Here is a 19,112-nt window from a genome sequence, read left to right as displayed (position 1 = left end):
AAAGTGTTTATTCGAGTTTAGTTAACGCGCACCATATCGCACTGAGGAGCAGAATATTCCTGCATAAATTACTCAAGTTGTTTATTCAAACTTGTAAGTTCACTCCGTAAAATCCGCACTCATGAAAAAACACAAATGCGGCCCACGCTTCAAAGCACTCCTCAAGGAGGTGAAAATCACCCCGTCGGAGTTCGCATCTTTCTGCAACGTCGAGCCCCAGCACGTCAATAACTGGTACATCCGCGGCGTACCCTACCCACGCCTGGAAGAAATTGCCCGCCTCCTGAGCGTCAACAGCCAGTGGCTACTCAACGGCGAGGGACCCAAGTATCCCAGCGCAGGGCAACCCAGCGAACCCAACGCCGCGCCATGCCAACTTTCACCTGTCCATGGCCCTTACGGCGGCTCGCTCGACCTGGAAATTCCGCTGTACAAAGAACTTCCCAAGGAACCCGGTGCCAGTGCCACCCACGTCGTCAAAATTCCCGGCGAAGTGGTGCGCCTGCCACGGCACTATCTGGAAAGCCTGGAAGTCGAGCCCGCGAAGGCCATCTGCGTGACCATGGTTGGCGACAGCATGTCGGAAAAAATCGAAGACGGCTCGACCCTGGCCATCGACCGCGGCCTGACCCAGGTCATCGACGGGCATATCTACGCCATCAAGCACGACGGCATGTTGCGCATCAAATACCTGCACCGCCTCCCGGGCGGCGCCTTGCGCCTGCGCAGCCACAACAGCCACGCCTATCCGGACGAGCTCTTCAGCGCCGCTCAGATCGAATCCCAGAAAATCGAAGTACTGGGCTGGGTGTTCTGGTGGTCAACCCTCAATAAACAAAGGCCACCGGTCCCCTTCGGTTGATCCGGCAATGCCTCGCAATACACATCGCGCTGGGAATTTCCCAAAAAAATCAGTATGCTGCGCCGCACATTTGCATCGACCCGCCTAGCGCCGGTCCGATCGCACCGACAAGGCAGAAGACTTTCTCGCCACGTCCCGCAGCCGGACGCAAGATCCGGATGTACGTTTTGAAGGCTGGTACGGTTTACCAAAAATAAACCAAGCCAGTCCCCGAGAAGCCGGCCACAAGCCGGCTTTTTAATATCTGCTGCGCAGCAGCCTTCCCACATCACCGCCCTCCCGTACAAGCACCGACGTTTGCCCCACACCCCCCTATCTGCTAGTGTCGCGCCGGTTTAACGTCACCGGGATAGCCGCCATGGCCCGCAAAAAAGCTGCACTGGATTTCGAACAATCCCTCGCCGACCTGCAAACGCTGGTTGAACGCCTGGAGAACGGCGAACTGTCGTTGGAAGACTCGCTGACGGCCTTCGAGCAAGGCATTGGCCTGACCCGTGACTGCCAAGCGGCATTGGCCCAGGCAGAGCAGAAGGTCCAAGTGCTGCTGGAGCGTGATGGCGAATTGTCCGAGGCGCCGTTCGACGCGGAACAGCCGGAATGATCGCGATGTATTCGGCCGACAGCCAGGCGCGAGTCAACGCAGCGCTGGAAAAACTGTTCATCGCCCCGAGCCCTGAACTCGCCCGTCTTTACGAAGCCATGCGCTACAGCGTGATGAATGGCGGCAAGCGCGTACGCCCGTTGCTCGCCTACGCGGCGTGCGAAGCGCTGGGTGGCCAGGCCGAGCAGGCCAATGGCGCGGCTTGCGCGGTGGAGTTGATCCACGCTTATTCGCTGGTCCACGATGACCTGCCCGCAATGGACGATGACGATCTGCGTCGCGGCCAGCCGACTACCCACAAGAAATTTGACGAAGCCTGCGCCATTCTCGCTGGTGATGGCCTGCAGAGCCTGGCTTTCAGCGCCCTGCTCGATCCGCAGTTGAACTGCGCTGACGCCGAGGTGCGCCTGCAGATGGTCAGCGCCCTCGCGCTGGCGGCGGGCCCTGCCGGAATGGTCGGTGGCCAGGCCATCGATCTCGGTTCGGTCGGCCTCAAGCTGGATCAGCAAGCCCTCGAATACATGCACCGGCACAAGACCGGCGCGCTGATCGAAGCCAGCGTCAAGCTCGGCGCCCTGGCCAGCGGTTGCGCGGAAAATGCCGAATTGCAGTCGCTGCAGACCTACGCCCAGGCAATCGGTCTGGCGTTCCAGGTGCAAGACGACATTCTCGACGTCGAAAGTGACACTCAGACCCTGGGCAAGCGCCAGGGTGCCGACATTGCCCGGGACAAGCCGACCTACCCGGCCCTGCTCGGTCTTGACGCCGCCAAGACCTACGCCCTGGAACTGCGTGACCAGGCGCTGCACGCACTGCGACCGTTTGCCGCGTCGGCCGAGCCGCTGCGTGAACTGGCGCGTTATATCGTCGAACGGCGTAGCTGATCTGGCGCCCGCTGCCCGGCAACTTCCGCGCTCTGCGTGGGCAGCGTGCGCTGCATCAGGTAAACTGCCGCATCTTTTATACCTATAACGATTCGCCTGATGCCCACGACGTTTCATGAGATTCCCCGCAAACGCCCGACCACGCCCCTGCTCGACCGCGCCAACACGCCGGACGGCCTGCGCCGGTTAGGCGAAGCCGAGCTGGAAACCCTGGCTGATGAGTTGCGCCTGGAATTGCTCTACACGGTCGGCCAGACCGGTGGGCATTTCGGTGCCGGCCTGGGCGTCATCGAGCTGACTATCGCGCTGCATTACGTCTTCGACACGCCGGACGACCGGCTGGTGTGGGACGTCGGTCATCAGGCCTATCCACACAAGATCCTCACCGGTCGACGCGAGCGCATGGGCACCCTGCGCCAGAAAGACGGCATTGCCGCCTTCCCGCGTCGCTCCGAGAGCGAGTACGACACCTTTGGCGTCGGCCACTCCAGCACCTCGATCAGTGCCGCGCTGGGCATGGCCATTGCCGCCCGCCTGCAGAACAGTGATCGCAAGGCGATTGCGGTGATCGGTGATGGCGCGCTGACGGCGGGCATGGCCTTCGAGGCGCTGAACCATGCGCCGGAAGTCGATGCCAATATGCTGGTGATCCTCAACGATAACGACATGTCGATCTCGCGCAATGTCGGCGGTCTGTCGAACTATCTGGCCAAAATCCTCTCCAGCCGCACTTACGCCAGCATGCGCGAGGGCAGCAAGAAGGTGCTGTCGCGCCTGCCTGGCGCCTGGGAAATTGCCCGCCGCACTGAAGAGTACGCCAAGGGCATGCTGGTTCCCGGCACCCTGTTCGAGGAGCTGGGCTGGAACTATATCGGCCCGATCGACGGCCACGACCTGCCGACCCTGATCGCCACCCTGCGCAACATGCGAGACCTCAAGGGCCCGCAGTTCCTGCATGTGGTCACCAAGAAAGGCAAAGGTTTCGCCCCGGCGGAAGTAGATCCGATCGGCTATCACGCCATCACCAAGCTCGAACCGCTGGACGCCCCTGCCACCGCGCCGAAAAAGGTCGGCGGGCCGAAGTATTCCGGCGTGTTTGGTCAGTGGCTGTGCGACATGGCGGCCGCCGACCCTCGCCTGGTGGGCATCACCCCGGCGATGAAGGAAGGCTCCGATCTGGTGGCCTTCAGCGAGCGCTATCCACAGCGCTACTTCGATGTGGCGATTGCCGAGCAGCACGCGGTGACCCTCGCCGCTGGCATGGCCTGCGAAGGCGCCAAGCCGGTCGTAGCGATTTACTCGACGTTCCTGCAACGCGGCTACGACCAACTGGTTCATGACGTCGCAGTGCAAAATCTCGATGTGCTGTTCGCCATCGACCGTGCCGGTCTGGTGGGCGAAGACGGCCCGACCCATGCTGGCAGTTTCGACCTGTCATTCCTGCGCTGCATCCCGGGCATGCTGGTGATGACCCCGAGCGACGAGAACGAACTGCGCAAGATGCTCACCACTGGCCACCTGTACAACGGTCCGGCGGCGGTGCGCTATCCGCGCGGCAATGGTCCGAACGCGACCATCGAACAAGACCTGGAACCGATCGAAATCGGCAAGGGCGTGGTGCGTCGCCAGGGCAGCAAGGTCGCCCTGCTGGTGTTTGGCGTGCAACTGGCTGAAGCCTTGAAAGTGGCCGAAACGCTGGATGCCACCGTAGTCGACATGCGCTTCGTCAAACCTCTGGATGAACAGTTGGTACGCGAGATTGCTGGCAGCCATGAGTTGCTGGTGAGCATCGAGGAAAACGCAATCATGGGCGGCGCCGGCGGTGCGGTCAGCGAATTCCTGGCGCGGGAAAACATCCTCAAGTCGGTGCTCCACCTCGGCCTGCCGGACAGCTACGTCGAGCACGCCAAGCCCGCGCAAATGCTCGCCGAATGCGGGCTGGACGAAGCCGGGATCGAAGCGACAGTGCGCCAGCGCCTGCAACTGCTGAACCTTTAAATCTCTGGATACATGCCCCCCTGTGGGAGCGAGCCTGCTCGCGATGGCGGACTGTCAGTCGACTCTATAGTCGACTGATACACCGTCATCGCGAGCAGGCTCGCTCCCACAGTTGATTTGTGTGTGCCACGAAATATCACCGGACCATCAATGAAGCTCTACCCCCTCGCCCTGACGCTGACGCTGCTGCCGTCCGCGCCGCTACTGGCCGACACCCTCGACCGCGAACAAGCCCTGAAACTGCCGGACGTGCTGATCAGCGCCAATCGCCAGGTCGAAGCGCGCAACGACAGCAGCGCAGCCAACACCGTGTTCACCCGCGACGACATCGACCGCCTGCAGCCCACCAGCGTGGTTGATCTGCTGAGCCGCGTGCCGGGCGTACAAGTGGCGCAAGCCGGTGGCCGTGGCAGTTTGCCGGGGGTGTACATTCGCGGCACCAAGGCCGCGCAAAGCCTGGTACTGGTGGACGGCCAGCGCATCGGCAACTCGACCTCGGGGGACAGCAACCTGCAGCACCTGAATATCCAGCAGATCGAGCGCGTGGAAGTGTTGCGTGGCTCGCGCTCGGTGATCTACGGCAGCGATGCAATTGGCGGAGTGATCCAGATCTTCACCCGACGCAGCGCCGAAGCAGGCCTGCAGCCACGCCTGCAAATGGCTCTTGGCAGCAATCAGACCTGGGAGCGCAGCCTGGGATTGTCTGGTGGCGACCAGAACACCCGCTTCAACCTCGGAGCCAGCCTCGACGAAACCGCCGGGATCAATCGCACACACGAGTCGTACCCCAGCGATGGCGATCACGACGCCTACCGCAACCAGGCCCTGAGCCTGAGTCTGAGTCACAGCTTCAATGACGACATCGAAGCCGGCCTGAATATTCTGGATAACCGCGGCAAGAGTGAGTTCGACAACCCGTTCGGACGCTATGACGAAAACACTGATAGCAGCTTCCAGCAAAAACCCTATAGCGATTTCACCGTCAGCAGTGTCAGCAGCTACGTCGACGCACGCCTGAACGATACCTGGCAATCCCGGGTGGAAATCGGCCACAGCGAAAACCGCGAGGAAACTTTCGACAAGCTCAGTGACGAAGACTCGGTGTTCAACACCTACCGCGACTCGCTGAACTGGCAAAACGACTTGCAACTCAATGCGCAACACAGCTTGATTCTCGGCGGTGACTGGTACGAGGACCGGATCAACAGCAGCACCTCGTTCGACGAAGACAGCCGCTGGAACCGCGCCGCCTTCGTTCAGCATCGCTTCCGCGCCGAGCACTTTTCCACCGAATTGGGCCTGCGCCACGACGACAACCAGCAGTTCGGCAGCCAGAATAGCTGGAGCGGCACCCTGACCCTGCCGGTGAATGCCGACAACGACCTGTTGCTGACCTACAGCGAAGGGTTCCGTGCACCGACTTTCAGCGACTTGTACTACCCGGGCTACAGCAATCCCGACCTGAAACCTGAGACTTCAAAGAGCTACGAACTGCAATGGCGCAGCCAGTTGAGCGAAACCAGCCGACTGGAAGCCTCGGTGTACCGCACCGACCTCAAAGACGCGATTATCTCCCGCAACTATTCCCCTCCAGAAAATATCGCCTCCGCCCGAATCTACGGCTTCGAAGCAGCGCTCAAGCAGGAGCTGTTCGGCTGGCAGAGCAACCTTGGGGTTTCGATCATCGACCCACAGGACCGCGACACCGGCCACACCCTGGCGCGCCGCGCTCGGCGCACCCTCAATCTGGATCTGGACCGACAGTACGACCGCCTAGGCCTCGGCGCGACCTGGCAAGCGGTCAGCAGCAGCTATGACGATGAGAACAATCAGCAGCCATTGGGTGGATATGGCCTGCTTGGCCTGCGCAGCAGTTGGGCGGTGAACCGTGAAGTGAGCCTGCAGATGAAGGTCGATAACCTGCTGGATAAGTCCTACAGCCGGGCGTTGTACAGCTACCAGGGCAATCAGTATGGCTATCGCGAGGAAGGACGGGCGTTGATGTTTGGGGTGACGTGGACGCCGGAGCTCTGATCCGGAATTGATGTTGTCTGGGCCGACCTCATCGCCCGGGGGCGAGCAACCGGCATAGCTTGGCGGTTGCCTCGATCATCTGCCCGCTCGGGCGCTCCAGGCCTTTATCCGTCACCAACAGCAATTGCCCACGCTCTACCGCCTTCACCTGCGGCCAGGCTTTCCAGGCATCAAGCTGCGCTTGGGCGGCGGCAAGAATCACCTCCGGATTTCTTGCCAGCACCGCTTCGACGCTGACCTGGGGTGCCGGCAGCTGTAGGTCGGCGAAGATATTACGCGCACCACACACCTGCAGCGCGTCGCTGATGATCTGCTTACCGCCCACGGTGTACAGCGGCTGGTCCCAGACCTGATAGAACACTCGCAGTGGCTCGCTGCGCCGGTAACGCTGGCGCAAGTCAGAAAGGCGCTGACGCAAGTTTGCCGCTAAAACCTGGCCACGCTCAGGCCGACCCAACTGCTCGGCAATGGCTTCAATCTGGATGATGAGCTGTTCGAGGCTGTGGGGTTCGGCGACGAACGTGGGGATCCCCAGTCGACTCAGTTGCTCGCGTTGCGCCGGACCGACACTGCCCGGCCAGAGTAGCAACAGATCGGGTTTGAGGCTGAGCAGGCGCTCCATGTCCAGTTGCCCGTAGCGACCGACCGATGGCACGTCCTTCAACGCCGCAGGCCGTTCACCTGCGTCGAGCACGCCGACCAGCAGATCCGCACCGTTCAGTTCAACGACGATTTCCGAGAGTGACGGCGCCAGGCTGACCACCCGCTCCACTGCTGCCGCCGAGCCACTGATGGCCAGCACAACAACCGCCAGCCAGCGGCCCATCAACCGAGTTGACGCGGGATACGGTACAGGTAGAACAACACCGCTGTGGACAACCCGAGCAGGGTCAGCGGCACGCCCTCGAGGCCAACGAACACCGCCAGGGCAGCGATCCAGGCCGGCAGCGAGGCCGCCAGCAGGGCCTTGCGCCGCGTCGCCGCGAGGGCGATCCAGGCAGTTGGCTCTTCAGGGGTGTCGAGGGCTTTATGGGTGCTGATCAGGCCATGCTTGTAGCCGCCGAAGAATTTCAGGCTGACAAACATTGAAGCCATGCCGGCGATAAAAAACGGCATCGCCAGCACCGGTGCAACCGCCTCGCCATCACCGAACAGCGCATTGATCACCAGCAGCGGCAACAAGGCCAGCGCCAGATATTGCCACCAGTTGACGGACAGCCGCCGCCGAACCTGACCCCGGGTCACGCCCGGTCAGCCTCGCCCTGATGTTCATTGCCCATCATATGGTCGAGCTTGCTGGCTTTGGTCGCCAGGTACAGTTTGTTGTGCGGGTTATGGCCGGTGTGCAGCGGCACGCGCTCGGCGACCACGATGCCCATGTCGGTCAGGGCTTTGACCTTGCGCGGGTTGTTGGTCATCAAGCGCAGGGATTTCACCCCCAGGTGCTCGAGCATCGGCAGGCACATCGCGTAGTCACGCTGGTCAGCGGCGAAGCCCAGGCGCTCGTTGGCTTCAACGGTATCGGCACCACCATCCTGCAGCTCATAGGCGCGGATCTTGTTCAGCAGGCCAATGCCACGGCCTTCCTGACGCAGGTACAGCAACACGCCGCGACCTTCGCGGGCAATGGCCTGCAAGGCGGCTTCCAGTTGCGAACCGCAGTCGCAGCGCTGGCTGAACAAGGCATCGCCGGTCAGGCATTCGGAATGCAACCGGCCAAGAACCGGCGCACCATCGGCCACATCACCCAAGCTCAATACAACGTGCTCGCGGCCAGTGGACTCATCGAGAAAGCCATGCATGGTGAATTGCGCAAATGGCGTTGGCAGCTTGGAAGCGGCAACAAAAACGACAGGCACCGGTGTGCTCCTGATCTAGATTCTGGTAATTCGCAGAGGCGGCATTGTAACAGCAGGTCGCAATAGACGCTTAGGCTGAATTATTTGTCATAACTATCAAATAGTTTGATTACTCGACGGCGGGCTTGGCACTTCCTTCGAACGGATAAGGCTCCTGCCAGCGTTCGAAAATCGGCTTCAGCTTGCCGCTGCTGACCAGCAATGCCATGCGCAGGTCGTACAATGCCATCAGCGAGCGGGCCTGCGGCGTGTCGGCGAAGCCCAGGTACAACGGCAGTTCCGCAACGTGAGTAGAACGATACGGCTTCACGTCCTTGGCTTCCCGAACCACCGCGTCGACCTCAGTCTGTGCATCGATATAGAAGTCCGCGCGCCCCTGCTTGAGCATTCCCAGAATCCCCTGGCGCCGCTCGATCTGGGTGAAGTTTTTTATGTCCGGCAGGTACTTGTCGTATCGATAGCCGCGCACCCAGGCCAATCGGTACTTGCCCAGCGTTGCCAGAGTGGGTGTCGGCGTGCCGGCCAGACCGAGAGCATAAATATGATCGGAATCGAAGTTCCACTTGGGATACAGCACGCCTTCGACTTCGTCCCGGTAGGAGCCCACCATGGCGTCCACTTCCTTGAGCTGCACCAGGCCAATGGAACGGGTATAGGGCACCGTGCTGATCTTCAGTTTGACTCCGGCCGGTTCGAACACTTCTCGCAGAATGTCCCAGGCCATGCCGTGCCCGTCAGCGGCGGTATAATCTTCCCAGTCCTCGCTCGCCAGTTGGATAACGGCGGGCACTTCCGCCGCCCGGACGACAGAGCAGAACAGCGCAAACAGAACAATCCAGCACCCGCGCCTCACCATTCCCTAGCCCCTCGAATCATCCCTTAGGTGAAATACCAGACCAGCCCCTGCATGCCCAACCAGGCGAACACCCCAGCCAGTACGTCGTCGAGCATGATCCCGACGCCGCCGTGTACATGCCGATCGATCCAGCGGATCGGCCAAGGTTTGAGGATGTCAAAAAAGCGGAACATCAGGAACCCCGCCAGCAACCAGTACCAACCTTCCGGCACCAGCCACAGGGTGATCCACATCCCGACCATTTCGTCCCAGACGATGCCTTCGTGGTCGTGCACACGCAAATCGTCAGCCACCTTGCCGCACAGCCAGAAGCCGAACAGCATGGTGATGCCGAGCATCAGCCAGTAACCCCAGTCGGGTAACATCTGCCACAAAGGGATGAAGGGTAACGCAACCAGCGAACCCCAGGTGCCAGGCGCTTTGGGCAAAGTACCCGAGCCGAAGCCGAACGCCAGGAAATGCCAGGGATTACGCCACACCGACGGCGGCACAAACTCGGCCGGGACCTGTTTGGGATGATCTGTCACGGTGTCTCCTGAAAGTGTTGGTAGCCGCGGATCTGCGGGGTGATGTCCTGCCCGCTCGCGTCAACCAGGGTCACGCCCTGCCCGGCCATGACCCGACCGACCACATGGACCGGCCAGCCCTCGGTCAGCAGTGCCGACAGATGCTCCTCTGGCAAGGTAAATGCCAGCACGTAGTCGTCGCCACCACTGACGGCGGCAACGCGGGCCGCATTCTCGCCGAGAAAACCCACCAGCGCCTCGGACAACGGCAGTTTGTGATTTTCGATCAGCAAGCCGACAGCCGAAGCCTTGGCGATATGCCCGCAATCGGCCAGCAAGCCGTCGGATATATCCAACGCCGAACTGGCTTTGCCCCGCAGCGCCTGGCCCAAGGCCAATTGCGGCTGGGGCGACCAGTAATGCGCCAGTAAAGGCTCGGCAACGGCAGCAAGCGCCGTTCGCTGCCCCAATACCAGCGGCAAGGCACCGGCGGCGTTGCCCAGATCGCCGCCGACGCACAACAGATCGCCAACCTGCGCACCGCTGCGGGTCAGGGCCTGGCCGGCCGGCACCCGGCCGAACACGGTCATGGTCAGGCTCAGCGGGCCACGGGTGGTATCGCCGCCCACCAGACGCACACCACAGCCTTGGGCCATGCTGTTCAAGCCACGGGCATAGGCCTGCAGCCAATCGGCGGTCACCGTCGGCAAGGTCAGGGCAAGGGTAAAGGCAACAGGGGTGGCGCCCATGGCAGCCAGGTCGCTGACCGCCACGGCCAGCGAGCGCTGGCCGAGCAGGAACGGGTCGCATGGATCGGCGAAATGCACACCGGCCACCAGGGTGTCGGTAGAGATCGCCAGTTGCTCCCCGGCAGGCAGCGCGAGCAAGGCGCAGTCGTCGCCAATCCCCAGTGCAACGCCATCGCCCGCCTGCGCACAAGGCGCAGCGGCGAAGTAGTTGCGGATCAGCTCAAACTCGCCCATAGGCACATGTTCAAGCGCCAATCAGCGCTTGAACGCCTTCACTTCAGCTTCACGCAGGCGCGGCGCCAGCTTGTCGAGTACACCGTTGACGAACTTGTGGCCGTCGGTGGAGCCGAATACTTTTGCCAGCTCGATACCTTCGTTGATCACCACGCGATACGGCACGTCAACGCGCTTGAGCAGTTCCCAGGTGGACAGGCGCAATACCGCCAGTTCAACCGGGTCCAGTTCTTCGATGGTCAAGTCCAGGCAAGGCTTGAGCGCGGTGTCGATTTCGGTCTTGCTCGCCGGAACCCCGTGGAGGATTTCGCGGAAGTAAGCGCCGTCAACATCACTGAAATCGTTATCGACCCGGAATTGCGCTTCGATCTCGTTCAGCGAAGCCTTGGCCATGTGCCATTGATACAGGGCCTGGGTCGCGAGCTGACGAGCTTCGCGACGCTTGGCGCTTTTCGATGGCTTGCCGGCATCCGCAGGTTTCGGATCGCGCGGGTTGAAACGATCGCTTTCGTCGCTAATCACTTGGCCTCCAACTGCGCCAGCAGGCTGACCATTTCCAGAGCGGACAGGGCAGCTTCGGCACCTTTGTTACCGGCCTTGGTGCCGGAGCGCTCGATGGCTTGCTCGATGGAATCAACGGTCAGGACGCCAAAGGCAACCGGTACGCCGAACTCCATGGACACCTGGGCCAAGCCCTTGGTGCATTCGCCAGCCACGTATTCGAAGTGCGGAGTACCGCCACGAATGACCGCGCCCAGGGCGATGATTGCCGCGAACTCGCCTTTCTGGGCGACTTTCTGCGCAACCAGCGGGATTTCGAAGGCGCCAGGCGCGCGGATGATGGTGATGTCGCTTTCGCTCACGCCATGGCGAACCAGGGCATCAACAGCACCGCTGACCAGGCTTTCAACCACGAAGCTGTTGAAACGGCCCACTACCAGAGCGTAGCGGCCTTTAGGGGCGATGAAGGTACCTTCGATGGTCTTCAGGGTCATTCGATAGATCTCTTAAAGAGCCGGGACGCGTCTTCTACGCGCCCCTCAGTGATATTTGAACCGCGAACAAGGGGGTAAAAACTACCGGCCTTTATTCGGAGGGCACGTATTCTACAACTTCCAGATCGAAACCGGATATCGCATTAAATTTCATCGGTGCCGACATCAGGCGCATTTTGCGCACACCGAGGTCGCGCAGGATCTGCGAACCGGCGCCGACGATGCTGTAGGTGGTCGGTTTTTTCGGCGCTGCCTGCTCACCGGTTTCACGGATATGTGCCAGCAGCACGTCGCCATCGAGCGGGTGTCCGAGCAACAGCACCACACCGCTGCCGGCCTCGGCAACCGCAGCCATCGCGGCGCGCAGGCTCCAGCGACCCGGTTGCTTGACCATCAGCAGGTCGCGCAGCGGGTCCATGTTGTGCACTCGGACCAGGGTCGGTTCTTCGGCGCAGACAGTGCCCAGGGTCAGTGCCATATGCACATCGCCTTCCACCGAATCACGATAGGTCACCAGGTTGAATTGGCCCAGTTCGCTGTCCAGCGGCTGCTCGGCGATCCGCTGAACGGTACGTTCGTGGATCATCCGGTAGTGAATCAGGTCGGCAATGGTGCCGATCTTGATGTTGTGTTCGGCAGCGAAGGCTTCGAGCTCAGCACGGCGGGACATGGTGCCGTCGTCGTTCATCACTTCGCAGATCACCCCGCTCGGCTCGAAACCGGCCATACGCGCCAGGTCGCAAGCGGCTTCGGTGTGTCCGGCACGTGCCAGGGTACCGCCGGCCTGGGCCATCAGCGGGAAGATGTGGCCCGGGCTGACGATGTCGTCGGCCTTGGCATCACGGGCGGCGGCAGCCTGTACGGTGCGCGCACGGTCGGCGGCGGAAATGCCGGTGGTGACGCCGGTCGCCGCTTCAATCGACACGGTGAACTTGGTGCCGAAGCCCGAGCCATTGCGTGGCGCCATCAATGGCAACTTGAGCAACTCGCAGCGCTCGCGGCTCATCGGCATGCAGATCAGGCCACGGGCGTGCTTGGCCATAAAGTTGATGTGCTCGGGCTGGCAGCACTCGGCGGCCATGATCAGATCGCCTTCGTTCTCGCGGTCTTCGTCATCCATGAGGATGACCATCTTGCCTTGGCGGATGTCTTCAACCAGTTCTTCGATGCTATTGAGCGCCACAAGGCACCCCCTTTAATTCGAAATTTGAGCTCAGGATTTGAGGTAGCCGTTGGCGGCCAGAAAGCTTTCGGTGATGTTGCTGGCAGCCGGCTCTGCGGCCTTGTCGCCCAGCAGCAGGCGCTCCAGATAACGGGCCAGCAGGTCCACTTCGAGGTTCACCCGGCGACCTGGCTGGTACGAAGCCATGATGGTTTCGCTCAGGGTGTGCGGAATGATCGTCAGCAGAAACTCGGCGCCGTCCACGGCGTTCACGGTCAGGCTGGTGCCGTCGACGGTGATCGAACCCTTGTGGGCGATGTACTTGGCCAGCTCCTTCGGCGCACGGATGCGGAATTCCACGGCGCGGGCGTTTTCGGTGCGGGCAACCACTTCGCCGACACCGTCGACGTGACCGCTGACCAGGTGACCACCCAGGCGAGTGGTCGGGGTCAGGGCTTTTTCCAGGTTGACCGGGCTGCCGCTTTTAAGATCATTCATCGCGGTGCAATCCAGGGTCTCGCGGCTGACATCCGCCGCAAAACCGTTGCCTGGCAATTCAACTGCGGTCAGGCAGACGCCGTTCACCGCGATGCTGTCGCCCAGCTTGACGTCGCTCAGGTCGAGCTTGCCGGTTTCTACGTGTACCCGCACATCTCCGCCTTTTGGGGTCAATGCACGAATACTGCCGATGGATTCGATGATGCCGGTAAACATGGAGTCCTCCTCGAGAACAAAACCTTCTTGGCCGCAGCCGGGAATTATACGCTGGCTGATGGCACAGGAATGGCAGTGACCCGCCAGTCATCGCCAACCGCACGAATTTCAGTGATTTTCAGCGCCGGGGCATCCTTCATTTGCGCCAGGGGCCAGTCCAGCAGAGGTCGCGCGGACGATCCGAGGAACTTGCCGGCCATGAAGATCTGGTACTCGTCCACCAGGCCCTGCTGGGCAAAAGCGCCGGCCAGGCGTGGGCCGGCTTCCACCAGTACCTCGTTGACCCCGCGAGCGGCCAACTCGACCAGCAGTTGTCGCAGGTCTACCTGACCCTCAGTGCCAGGCACGATCAGACACTCCGGGCCGTTGGCGTATTGCTCTTCGACTGCGACGCAGGTCGCGACCAAGGCCGGCCCGGCCTTGAAGAAGGCGGCCTCCAGCGGCACCCGCAGGCGTCCGTCGATCAACACCCGCAGCGGCGGTCGGCTCAGCGCCAGGGCGGTCTGCTCGGCGTCCAGCCCCAGCTCGGCGGCGCGCACGGTCAGGCGTGCGTCATCCGCCAGCACCGTGTCGGCACCGGTCAGCACTACGCTGGCCTGGGCGCGCAGACGCTGCACCGCAGAACGGGCATCCGGGCCGGTGATCCATTGGCTTTCGCCGCTGGCCATCGCCGTACGGCCATCCAGGCTCATCGCCAGCTTGACCCGCACGAACGGCATGCCGTGCTCCATGCGCTTGAGGAACCCTTGATTGAGCAGACGCGCCTCGTTTTCCAGCACGCCACTGTCAGTGGCAATGCCAGCCTGTTGCAGACGCTGCAAACCGCGTCCGGCGACTTCCGGGTTGGGGTCCTGCATCGCCGCCACCACCCGCGCCAGCCCGGCATTGACCAGGGCATCGGCGCAGGGCGGCGTGCGCCCATGATGACTGCACGGTTCCAGCGTCACATAGGCCGTAGCCCCGCGCGCCAGCTCGCCGGCCGCGCGCAAGGCGTGGACTTCGGCATGCGGCTCGCCCGCGCGCTCATGCCAGCCTTCGCCGACAATTTGCCCGTCGCGCACGATCACGCAACCGACGCGCGGATTGGGATGGGTGCTGTAGTGGCCCTTGCGCGCCAGCTCTACGGCGCGTGCCATGTAATGGGCGTCGAGGATGGCCTGCTCTGGAGAAGTGGTCATGGCTTGATCGGCTCACGGGCCAGGCGATCGATTTCTTCACGGAACTCGTTGAGGTCCTGGAAGCGGCGATACACCGAGGCGAAACGAATGTAGGCAACTTCATCGAGCTTCTGCAGCTCGGCCATCACCAGCTCACCGACCACCAGCGACTTGACCTCGCGCTCACCGGTGGCGCGCAGCTTGTGCTTGATCTGCGCCAGCGAGGATTCCAGGCGTTCGACACTCACCGGACGTTTTTCCAGGGCGCGCTGCATCCCGGCACGGAGTTTTTCTTCGTCGAACGGCTGACGGCTGCCGTCGGTTTTGATCAGGCGCGGCAACACCAGTTCGGCCGTCTCGAACGTCGTGAAACGTTCGCCGCAGGCCAGGCATTCACGCCGGCGGCGCACCTGATCGCCCTCGGCGACCAGTCGCGAGTCGATGACCTTGGTGTCGTTGGCACCGCAGAAGGGACAGTGCATGGTGGCAGGCAACAAAAAAAGGGAGGGCCATGGTAGCGCATCCCGGTGGCAAGACAAGCCATAGGCTTTGCGGTATACAGACGGGCTATAGTGCCTGAACCATGGATTTGATCTCGCTGGAGCCGTAAATGCCGCTACGACCGCTCGTTTTACTCAGTTTCGCCGGCCTGTTGGTCGCCTGCAGCAGCGATGCGCCCAAGCCCGCCGAACCGACGCCCGGCCCGGCCCCGCAGATGGCCCAGAAAAAAGCCCAGGAGTCCGCCGCCCTTGGTCCGCTTCCCGCCTATCAACGTGAGTTGACCGGCTCCCTGCAGGGCGTACCGCAAGGCGCCGAAGTGGAACTGGCGTTGCTGGTGATCGACGAACGTTCGCGCCCGCAACAACTGTTGGCCAGCGCCAACCTGATCGGCAACAACCAGACTTTGCCGTTTCACCTGCGCTTCAACCCTGAAGCCTTTCCCGCCGGTGCCCGTGTTGAATTGCGCGGCCGCGCCAGCCAGTCCGGGCAATTGATTTTGCACCTGCCGGCGCAGCGAATTTTCCAGCCGACCACCCAGGCCCTGGGTCAACTGCAATTCGTCAAAGCACCATGAATGCACCGTTAGACCTGCAGCAGGCCCTCGACGACCTGCTCGGCGACGCACAACTGGTGCCTAGCCCATTGCCGGGCACCGAGCTGAAGTTGTGGCTGATCGATGGCGACAACATGGACCGCGCTTTCAGCCCGGAAGAAACCCGGCGCATCCTTCATGAGCCGCCGTACTGGAGTTTTTGCTGGGCCAGCGGCCTGGCGCTGGCCCGATACCTGGCCGAGCAGCCGCAGTGGGTCGTCGGTAAACGAGTGCTGGATTTCGGCGCTGGGTCCGGCGTCGCCGGGATTGCCGCGGTGAAGGCCGGCGCGCTCGAAGTGGTGGCCTGTGACCTGGATCCGCTGGCGATTGCCGCCTGCCGGGCCAACGCCGAATTGAATGGTGTCGAGCTGAACTACTCGGTGGATTTTTTCGCCGAGGCCGACCGCTTTGACCTGATCCTGGTGGCTGACGTGCTTTATGACCGCGCCAACCTGCCGTTGCTCGACCAGTTCCTCAGTCGCGGCCGCGAAGCGCTGGTGGCGGACTCCCGGGTGCGCGATTTCCGTCACCCGCTGTACCAGCGCCTGCAGATCCTCGAAGCCATGACCTTGCCAGACCTGGCCGAACCCCACGAGTTTCGTCATGTCAGCCTGTACCACGCCCGCCGGACATGAGGCTTTCGGCCATACCCCGGCACGCCGTATAGTTGTTCCATTCACGTTTTTTCGAGATGCCCCATGAGTCAGGACACGCCGTATATCTTCGATGCCACTACTGCTGATTTCGACCAGTCGGTGATCGAGAATTCATTTCACAAGCCGGTGCTGGTGGATTTCTGGGCCGAGTGGTGTGCGCCATGCAAGGCGCTGATGCCGATGCTGCAAGGCATCGCCGAGAGCTACCAGGGCGAACTGCTGCTGGCCAAGGTCAATTGCGATATCGAGCAGGACATTGTCGCCCGCTTCGGCATTCGCAGCCTGCCGACCGTGGTGCTGTTCAAGGACGGGCAACCGGTGGACGGCTTCGCCGGCGCCCAGCCCGAGTCCGCCGTGCGCGCGCTGCTTGAGCCCCATGTGCAGATGCCACCACCGCCAGCCGCCGATCCCTTCACACAAGCCCAGTTGCTGTTTGACGAGAGCCGTTTTGCCGAGGCCGAGGCTGCGCTCAAGGTACTGTTGGGCGAAGACAACACCCATGCTGGCGCGCTGATTCTGTACGCCCGTTGCCTGATCGAGCGCGGTGAGCTGAGCGAAGCCCAGGCCGTGCTGGATGCGGTCAAGAGTGATGAACACAAGGCGGCGCTGGCCGCTGCCAAGGCGCAGATCCAGTTCCTCGGCCAGGCCGCCAATCTGCCGGATGTCGCCGAACTGAAATCGCGTCTGGCGCAGAATCCGCAGGACGACGAAGCGGTCTATCAACTGGCGATCCAGCAGTTGGCCCGCCAGCAATACGACCCGGCGCTGGACTCGCTGCTCAAGCTGTTCATCCGCAACCGCAGCTACAGCGAAGGCCTGCCGCACAAGACCTTGCTGCAGGTGTTCGAACTGCTGGGTAACGATCACCCGCTGGTCACCACTTACCGCCGCAAGCTGTTCGCCGCGTTGTACTAAGACGCCTACTCGGGCGTGATCCAGCGATAGAGCGGCGTATCGGCGCCGCTCAGCACCTTGACGTCGGCACAGTGGCGCAAGCGCACCAGCAAGCGCTTTCCGGCCGACGGGCTGCCGGTCACGCCCTCCAGTTGCTCCAGCAAGTCCGGCCCGCTCAGTTCGCCGGCCTTGCGCAACAACTCCCGGGCAAGCTGCCATTGCCGATCATCCTGACTCGCCGGTTTGACGACCGTGGCTGCGGCAGGCGCTTCGCCATCGACGCGGCTGACCTGTAGCTGCGCGCCCAGTTTTGCCCAATCACCATCATCGAGTTCCAGGGTCAAATCCACCGGCCAGTCGCCGATGCTTCCACGTATGCGCAACATTGGGGTTCCCCTCAGGTTTGTACTGAACATGCTCCCATGCGTCTTGCGCAACGCCAAGCTTGAGTTCAAACTGCCGGACCAAGTGTTATAAGATTACATAACATAATTGTTAATTGACGACTCGGAGTGTTGCCATGCGCCGCCTGCTTCTCGCTTTGCCGTTTGCCCTGCTGCCACTGGCTATCGCCCAGGCCGCTGAAACCCACGATCACGAACACGGCAGCCTCGGTGCTCACGAGCATGGGGTCGGGCGCCTGAACGCCGCACTCGACGGCCAGACCCTGGAACTGGAACTGGAAAGCCCGGCGATGAATCTGGTGGGCTTCGAACATGCCGCCAGCACCCCGGCCGACAAGGCCAAGATCGCCGCGGTCCGCGCGCAACTGGAACAACCCCTGACGCTGTTCGGCTTGCCCAAGGCGGCCAATTGCGTACTCAGCGAGCAGGCGTTGGAGAGCCCGTTGTTCGGTGACAAACCCGAGGACCATGTGGCCCACGATCACGCAGACGAAGCCAAGGACGCCGACGCCCACGAGCATCACCACGACCACAGCGAGATCCACGCCCACTACCAGTTCACCTGCACCCAACCGGATGCGCTGAAGACCCTGGACCTGGCGCCGCTGTTCAAGACCTTCCCCGCCACGCAAAAAATTCAGCTACAACTGATTGGCCCGAACGGCCAGAAAGGCCTTGAGGTCACACCCCAGTCAGGCACTCTGAGCTTCTGAATCATCCTTCCCCAGCCGACCGGTTTCCCATGACCCAAGCACTTATCGAACTGACTGACCTGGGCTTCAACTGGCCCGGTCATCCGACGCTGCTGGATATCCCGGCGTTTCGCCTGGAGCCCGGCGAAACCTTGTTTCTAAAAGGCCCCAGTGGCAGTGGCAAGACCACTCTGCTGGGCCTGCTCGGCGGGGTGCAGAAAGCCAATCGTGGCAGCATCCGCTTGCTCGGCCAGGAGCTGAGTGACCTTTCAGCAGGCGCCCGCGATCGCTTTCGGGTCGATCACACCGGCTACATTTTCCAGCAGTTCAATCTGCTGCCGTTTCTTTCCGTCCGCGAGAACGTCGAACTGCCCTGTCATTTCTCGGCGCTGCGTACTCGCCGGGCGATCCAGCGTCACGGCAGTGTCGATGCCGCCGCCGCGACCCTGCTCGCGCACCTCGGGCTCAAGGATCCCGGCATCCTCGCCCGACGCGCCGACTCACTGTCGATTGGCCAACAACAACGGGTCGCCGCCGCCCGCGCCCTGATCGGGCAACCGGAACTGGTGATCGCCGACGAGCCGACCTCGGCTCTCGATTACGACGCCCGCGAAGCGTTTATTCGCCTGCTGTTCGCCGAATGCCGCGAGGCCGGTTCCAGCCTGTTGTTTGTCAGTCATGACCAGAGCCTGGCGCCGCTGTTCGATCGTCACCTGTCGCTGGCCGAACTCAATCGCGCCGCCACGCCCGCAGAGGTCTAAG

At 62.0% G+C, this 19,112-nt stretch carries 23 protein-coding genes; 10 read left to right on the top strand and 13 right to left on the bottom strand.

The window, feature by feature from the left end; genetic code table 11:
• Positions 1-121 precede the first annotated feature (121 nt).
• The 5 genes from NR126_RS13970 (at position 122) to NR126_RS13950 (ending at position 6,379) form a co-directional block, all read left to right on the top strand.
• Positions 122-862, top strand: a complete 741-nt coding sequence (locus tag NR126_RS13970; RefSeq protein WP_256830467.1) for a helix-turn-helix transcriptional regulator — start codon at positions 122-124, stop codon at positions 860-862.
• A gap of 358 nt (positions 863-1,220) precedes the next feature.
• Entirely contained in the window at positions 1,221-1,463 is a 243-nt protein-coding gene (locus NR126_RS13965) for an exodeoxyribonuclease VII small subunit (protein ID WP_027617730.1), read from the top strand.
• The gene (ispA, locus tag NR126_RS13960; protein ID WP_256830466.1) at positions 1,460-2,347 is read left to right on the top strand and encodes a (2E,6E)-farnesyl diphosphate synthase; all 888 of its coding nucleotides are present in this window, start codon (positions 1,460-1,462) and stop codon (positions 2,345-2,347) included. The genes NR126_RS13965 and ispA overlap by 4 nt, the downstream gene beginning before the upstream one ends.
• A 99-nt stretch (positions 2,348-2,446) precedes the next feature.
• The gene (gene dxs, locus NR126_RS13955) at positions 2,447-4,345 is read left to right on the top strand and encodes a 1-deoxy-D-xylulose-5-phosphate synthase (RefSeq protein ID WP_027617728.1); all 1,899 of its coding nucleotides are present in this window, start codon (positions 2,447-2,449) and stop codon (positions 4,343-4,345) included.
• A gap of 150 nt (positions 4,346-4,495) precedes the next feature.
• Positions 4,496-6,379 (top strand): TonB-dependent receptor domain-containing protein, encoded by a 1,884-nt coding sequence (locus tag NR126_RS13950; protein WP_256830464.1) that lies wholly within the window; start codon positions 4,496-4,498, stop codon positions 6,377-6,379.
• A gap of 28 nt (positions 6,380-6,407) precedes the next feature.
• On the opposite strand, the gene NR126_RS13945 is transcribed toward NR126_RS13950, so the two are convergent.
• From NR126_RS13945 to nrdR, 12 genes are all read right to left on the bottom strand, one after another.
• On the bottom strand, positions 6,408-7,205 hold the full coding sequence (locus NR126_RS13945; RefSeq protein WP_027617726.1) for a cobalamin-binding protein: 798 nt from the start codon (positions 7,203-7,205) through the stop codon (positions 6,408-6,410).
• Positions 7,205-7,624, bottom strand: coding sequence for a hypothetical protein (locus NR126_RS13940; protein ID WP_027617725.1), 420 nt, complete (start codon positions 7,622-7,624; stop codon positions 7,205-7,207). The genes NR126_RS13945 and NR126_RS13940 overlap by 1 nt, the downstream gene beginning before the upstream one ends.
• The gene (ribA, locus tag NR126_RS13935; protein WP_027617724.1) at positions 7,621-8,238 is read right to left on the bottom strand and encodes a GTP cyclohydrolase II; all 618 of its coding nucleotides are present in this window, start codon (positions 8,236-8,238) and stop codon (positions 7,621-7,623) included. The genes NR126_RS13940 and ribA overlap by 4 nt, the downstream gene beginning before the upstream one ends.
• Positions 8,239-8,347: 109 nt before the next feature.
• Positions 8,348-9,094: an ABC transporter substrate-binding protein gene (locus NR126_RS13930; RefSeq protein ID WP_256830463.1), complete on the bottom strand. Its 747-nt coding sequence runs from the start codon at positions 9,092-9,094 to the stop codon at positions 8,348-8,350.
• Between the two features lie 23 nt (positions 9,095-9,117).
• Positions 9,118-9,621, bottom strand: a complete 504-nt coding sequence (locus tag NR126_RS13925; protein WP_027617722.1) for a phosphatidylglycerophosphatase A — start codon at positions 9,619-9,621, stop codon at positions 9,118-9,120.
• Entirely contained in the window at positions 9,618-10,583 is a 966-nt protein-coding gene (gene thiL, locus NR126_RS13920; protein WP_105754418.1) for a thiamine-phosphate kinase, read from the bottom strand. The genes NR126_RS13925 and thiL overlap by 4 nt, the downstream gene beginning before the upstream one ends.
• A gap of 21 nt (positions 10,584-10,604) precedes the next feature.
• Positions 10,605-11,105 (bottom strand): transcription antitermination factor NusB, encoded by a 501-nt coding sequence (gene nusB / locus NR126_RS13915; RefSeq protein ID WP_027617720.1) that lies wholly within the window; start codon positions 11,103-11,105, stop codon positions 10,605-10,607.
• Entirely contained in the window at positions 11,102-11,578 is a 477-nt protein-coding gene (gene ribE, locus NR126_RS13910) for a 6,7-dimethyl-8-ribityllumazine synthase (protein WP_003228649.1), read from the bottom strand. The genes nusB and ribE overlap by 4 nt, the downstream gene beginning before the upstream one ends.
• 91 nt (positions 11,579-11,669) lie before the next feature.
• Positions 11,670-12,761, bottom strand: coding sequence for a bifunctional 3,4-dihydroxy-2-butanone-4-phosphate synthase/GTP cyclohydrolase II (ribBA, locus tag NR126_RS13905; RefSeq protein ID WP_027617719.1), 1,092 nt, complete (start codon positions 12,759-12,761; stop codon positions 11,670-11,672).
• Positions 12,762-12,791: 30 nt separating this feature from the next.
• Positions 12,792-13,454 (bottom strand): riboflavin synthase, encoded by a 663-nt coding sequence (locus tag NR126_RS13900; RefSeq protein ID WP_027617718.1) that lies wholly within the window; start codon positions 13,452-13,454, stop codon positions 12,792-12,794.
• Positions 13,455-13,498: 44 nt separating this feature from the next.
• Positions 13,499-14,632 carry a bifunctional diaminohydroxyphosphoribosylaminopyrimidine deaminase/5-amino-6-(5-phosphoribosylamino)uracil reductase RibD gene (gene ribD, locus NR126_RS13895; RefSeq protein ID WP_027617717.1) on the bottom strand — a complete coding sequence of 378 codons (1,134 nt, stop codon included), beginning with the start codon at positions 14,630-14,632 and terminating at the stop codon, positions 13,499-13,501.
• The gene (gene nrdR / locus NR126_RS13890) at positions 14,629-15,093 is read right to left on the bottom strand and encodes a transcriptional regulator NrdR (RefSeq protein WP_027617716.1); all 465 of its coding nucleotides are present in this window, start codon (positions 15,091-15,093) and stop codon (positions 14,629-14,631) included. Before nrdR ends, ribD begins: the two co-directional genes overlap by 4 nt.
• 128 nt (positions 15,094-15,221) lie before the next feature.
• Here nrdR and NR126_RS13885 point away from each other — a divergent pair, with 128 nt between their 5' ends.
• From NR126_RS13885 to trxA, 3 genes are all read left to right on the top strand, one after another.
• On the top strand, positions 15,222-15,686 hold the full coding sequence (locus tag NR126_RS13885) for a YbaY family lipoprotein (RefSeq protein ID WP_027617715.1): 465 nt from the start codon (positions 15,222-15,224) through the stop codon (positions 15,684-15,686).
• Positions 15,683-16,339 (top strand): methyltransferase, encoded by a 657-nt coding sequence (locus NR126_RS13880; protein WP_256830460.1) that lies wholly within the window; start codon positions 15,683-15,685, stop codon positions 16,337-16,339. The genes NR126_RS13885 and NR126_RS13880 overlap by 4 nt, the downstream gene beginning before the upstream one ends.
• 63 nt (positions 16,340-16,402) lie before the next feature.
• On the top strand, positions 16,403-17,275 hold the full coding sequence (gene trxA / locus NR126_RS13875) for a thioredoxin (RefSeq protein ID WP_027617713.1): 873 nt from the start codon (positions 16,403-16,405) through the stop codon (positions 17,273-17,275).
• Between the two features lie 5 nt (positions 17,276-17,280).
• On the opposite strand, the gene NR126_RS13870 is transcribed toward trxA, so the two are convergent.
• The gene (locus NR126_RS13870; RefSeq protein ID WP_027617712.1) at positions 17,281-17,640 is read right to left on the bottom strand and encodes a hypothetical protein; all 360 of its coding nucleotides are present in this window, start codon (positions 17,638-17,640) and stop codon (positions 17,281-17,283) included.
• A 134-nt stretch (positions 17,641-17,774) separates the two neighbouring features.
• On the opposite strand from NR126_RS13870, the gene NR126_RS13865 reads away from it, so the two are divergent.
• Positions 17,775-18,371 carry a DUF2796 domain-containing protein gene (locus tag NR126_RS13865; protein WP_256830458.1) on the top strand — a complete coding sequence of 199 codons (597 nt, stop codon included), beginning with the start codon at positions 17,775-17,777 and terminating at the stop codon, positions 18,369-18,371.
• 29 nt (positions 18,372-18,400) lie between these two features.
• Positions 18,401-19,111, top strand: coding sequence for an ABC transporter ATP-binding protein (locus NR126_RS13860; RefSeq protein WP_027617710.1), 711 nt, complete (start codon positions 18,401-18,403; stop codon positions 19,109-19,111).
• Position 19,112 lies beyond the last annotated feature (1 nt).

The sequence above is a fragment of the Pseudomonas sp. Pse1 genome, assembly GCF_024519635.1.
Taxonomy (GTDB): Bacteria; Pseudomonadota; Gammaproteobacteria; order Pseudomonadales; family Pseudomonadaceae; genus Aquipseudomonas.
Note: the sequence above shows the minus strand (reverse complement) of the source record. Positions and strands in the feature narration are given on the sequence as shown.

What these genes read in the sequence shown, in the direction of transcription:
- NR126_RS13970 (WP_256830467.1), top strand. Translation starts at nt 122, where the DNA reads ATGAAAAAACACAAATGCGGCCCACGCTTCAAAGCACTCCTCAAGGAG.
- NR126_RS13965 (WP_027617730.1), top strand. Translation starts at nt 1,221, where the DNA reads ATGGCCCGCAAAAAAGCTGCACTGGATTTCGAACAATCCCTCGCCGAC.
- ispA (WP_256830466.1), top strand. Translation starts at nt 1,460, where the DNA reads ATGATCGCGATGTATTCGGCCGACAGCCAGGCGCGAGTCAACGCAGCG.
- dxs (WP_027617728.1), top strand. Translation starts at nt 2,447, where the DNA reads ATGCCCACGACGTTTCATGAGATTCCCCGCAAACGCCCGACCACGCCC.
- NR126_RS13950 (WP_256830464.1), top strand. Translation starts at nt 4,496, where the DNA reads ATGAAGCTCTACCCCCTCGCCCTGACGCTGACGCTGCTGCCGTCCGCG.
- NR126_RS13945 (WP_027617726.1), bottom strand. Translation starts at nt 7,205, where the DNA reads ATGGGCCGCTGGCTGGCGGTTGTTGTGCTGGCCATCAGTGGCTCGGCG.
- NR126_RS13930 (WP_256830463.1), bottom strand. Translation starts at nt 9,094, where the DNA reads ATGGTGAGGCGCGGGTGCTGGATTGTTCTGTTTGCGCTGTTCTGCTCT.
- thiL (WP_105754418.1), bottom strand. Translation starts at nt 10,583, where the DNA reads ATGGGCGAGTTTGAGCTGATCCGCAACTACTTCGCCGCTGCGCCTTGT.
- ribE (WP_003228649.1), bottom strand. Translation starts at nt 11,578, where the DNA reads ATGACCCTGAAGACCATCGAAGGTACCTTCATCGCCCCTAAAGGCCGC.
- NR126_RS13900 (WP_027617718.1), bottom strand. Translation starts at nt 13,454, where the DNA reads ATGTTTACCGGCATCATCGAATCCATCGGCAGTATTCGTGCATTGACC.
- ribD (WP_027617717.1), bottom strand. Translation starts at nt 14,632, where the DNA reads ATGACCACTTCTCCAGAGCAGGCCATCCTCGACGCCCATTACATGGCA.
- nrdR (WP_027617716.1), bottom strand. Translation starts at nt 15,093, where the DNA reads ATGCACTGTCCCTTCTGCGGTGCCAACGACACCAAGGTCATCGACTCG.
- NR126_RS13885 (WP_027617715.1), top strand. Translation starts at nt 15,222, where the DNA reads ATGCCGCTACGACCGCTCGTTTTACTCAGTTTCGCCGGCCTGTTGGTC.
- NR126_RS13880 (WP_256830460.1), top strand. Translation starts at nt 15,683, where the DNA reads ATGAATGCACCGTTAGACCTGCAGCAGGCCCTCGACGACCTGCTCGGC.
- trxA (WP_027617713.1), top strand. Translation starts at nt 16,403, where the DNA reads ATGAGTCAGGACACGCCGTATATCTTCGATGCCACTACTGCTGATTTC.
- NR126_RS13870 (WP_027617712.1), bottom strand. Translation starts at nt 17,640, where the DNA reads ATGTTGCGCATACGTGGAAGCATCGGCGACTGGCCGGTGGATTTGACC.
- NR126_RS13865 (WP_256830458.1), top strand. Translation starts at nt 17,775, where the DNA reads ATGCGCCGCCTGCTTCTCGCTTTGCCGTTTGCCCTGCTGCCACTGGCT.
- NR126_RS13860 (WP_027617710.1), top strand. Translation starts at nt 18,401, where the DNA reads ATGACCCAAGCACTTATCGAACTGACTGACCTGGGCTTCAACTGGCCC.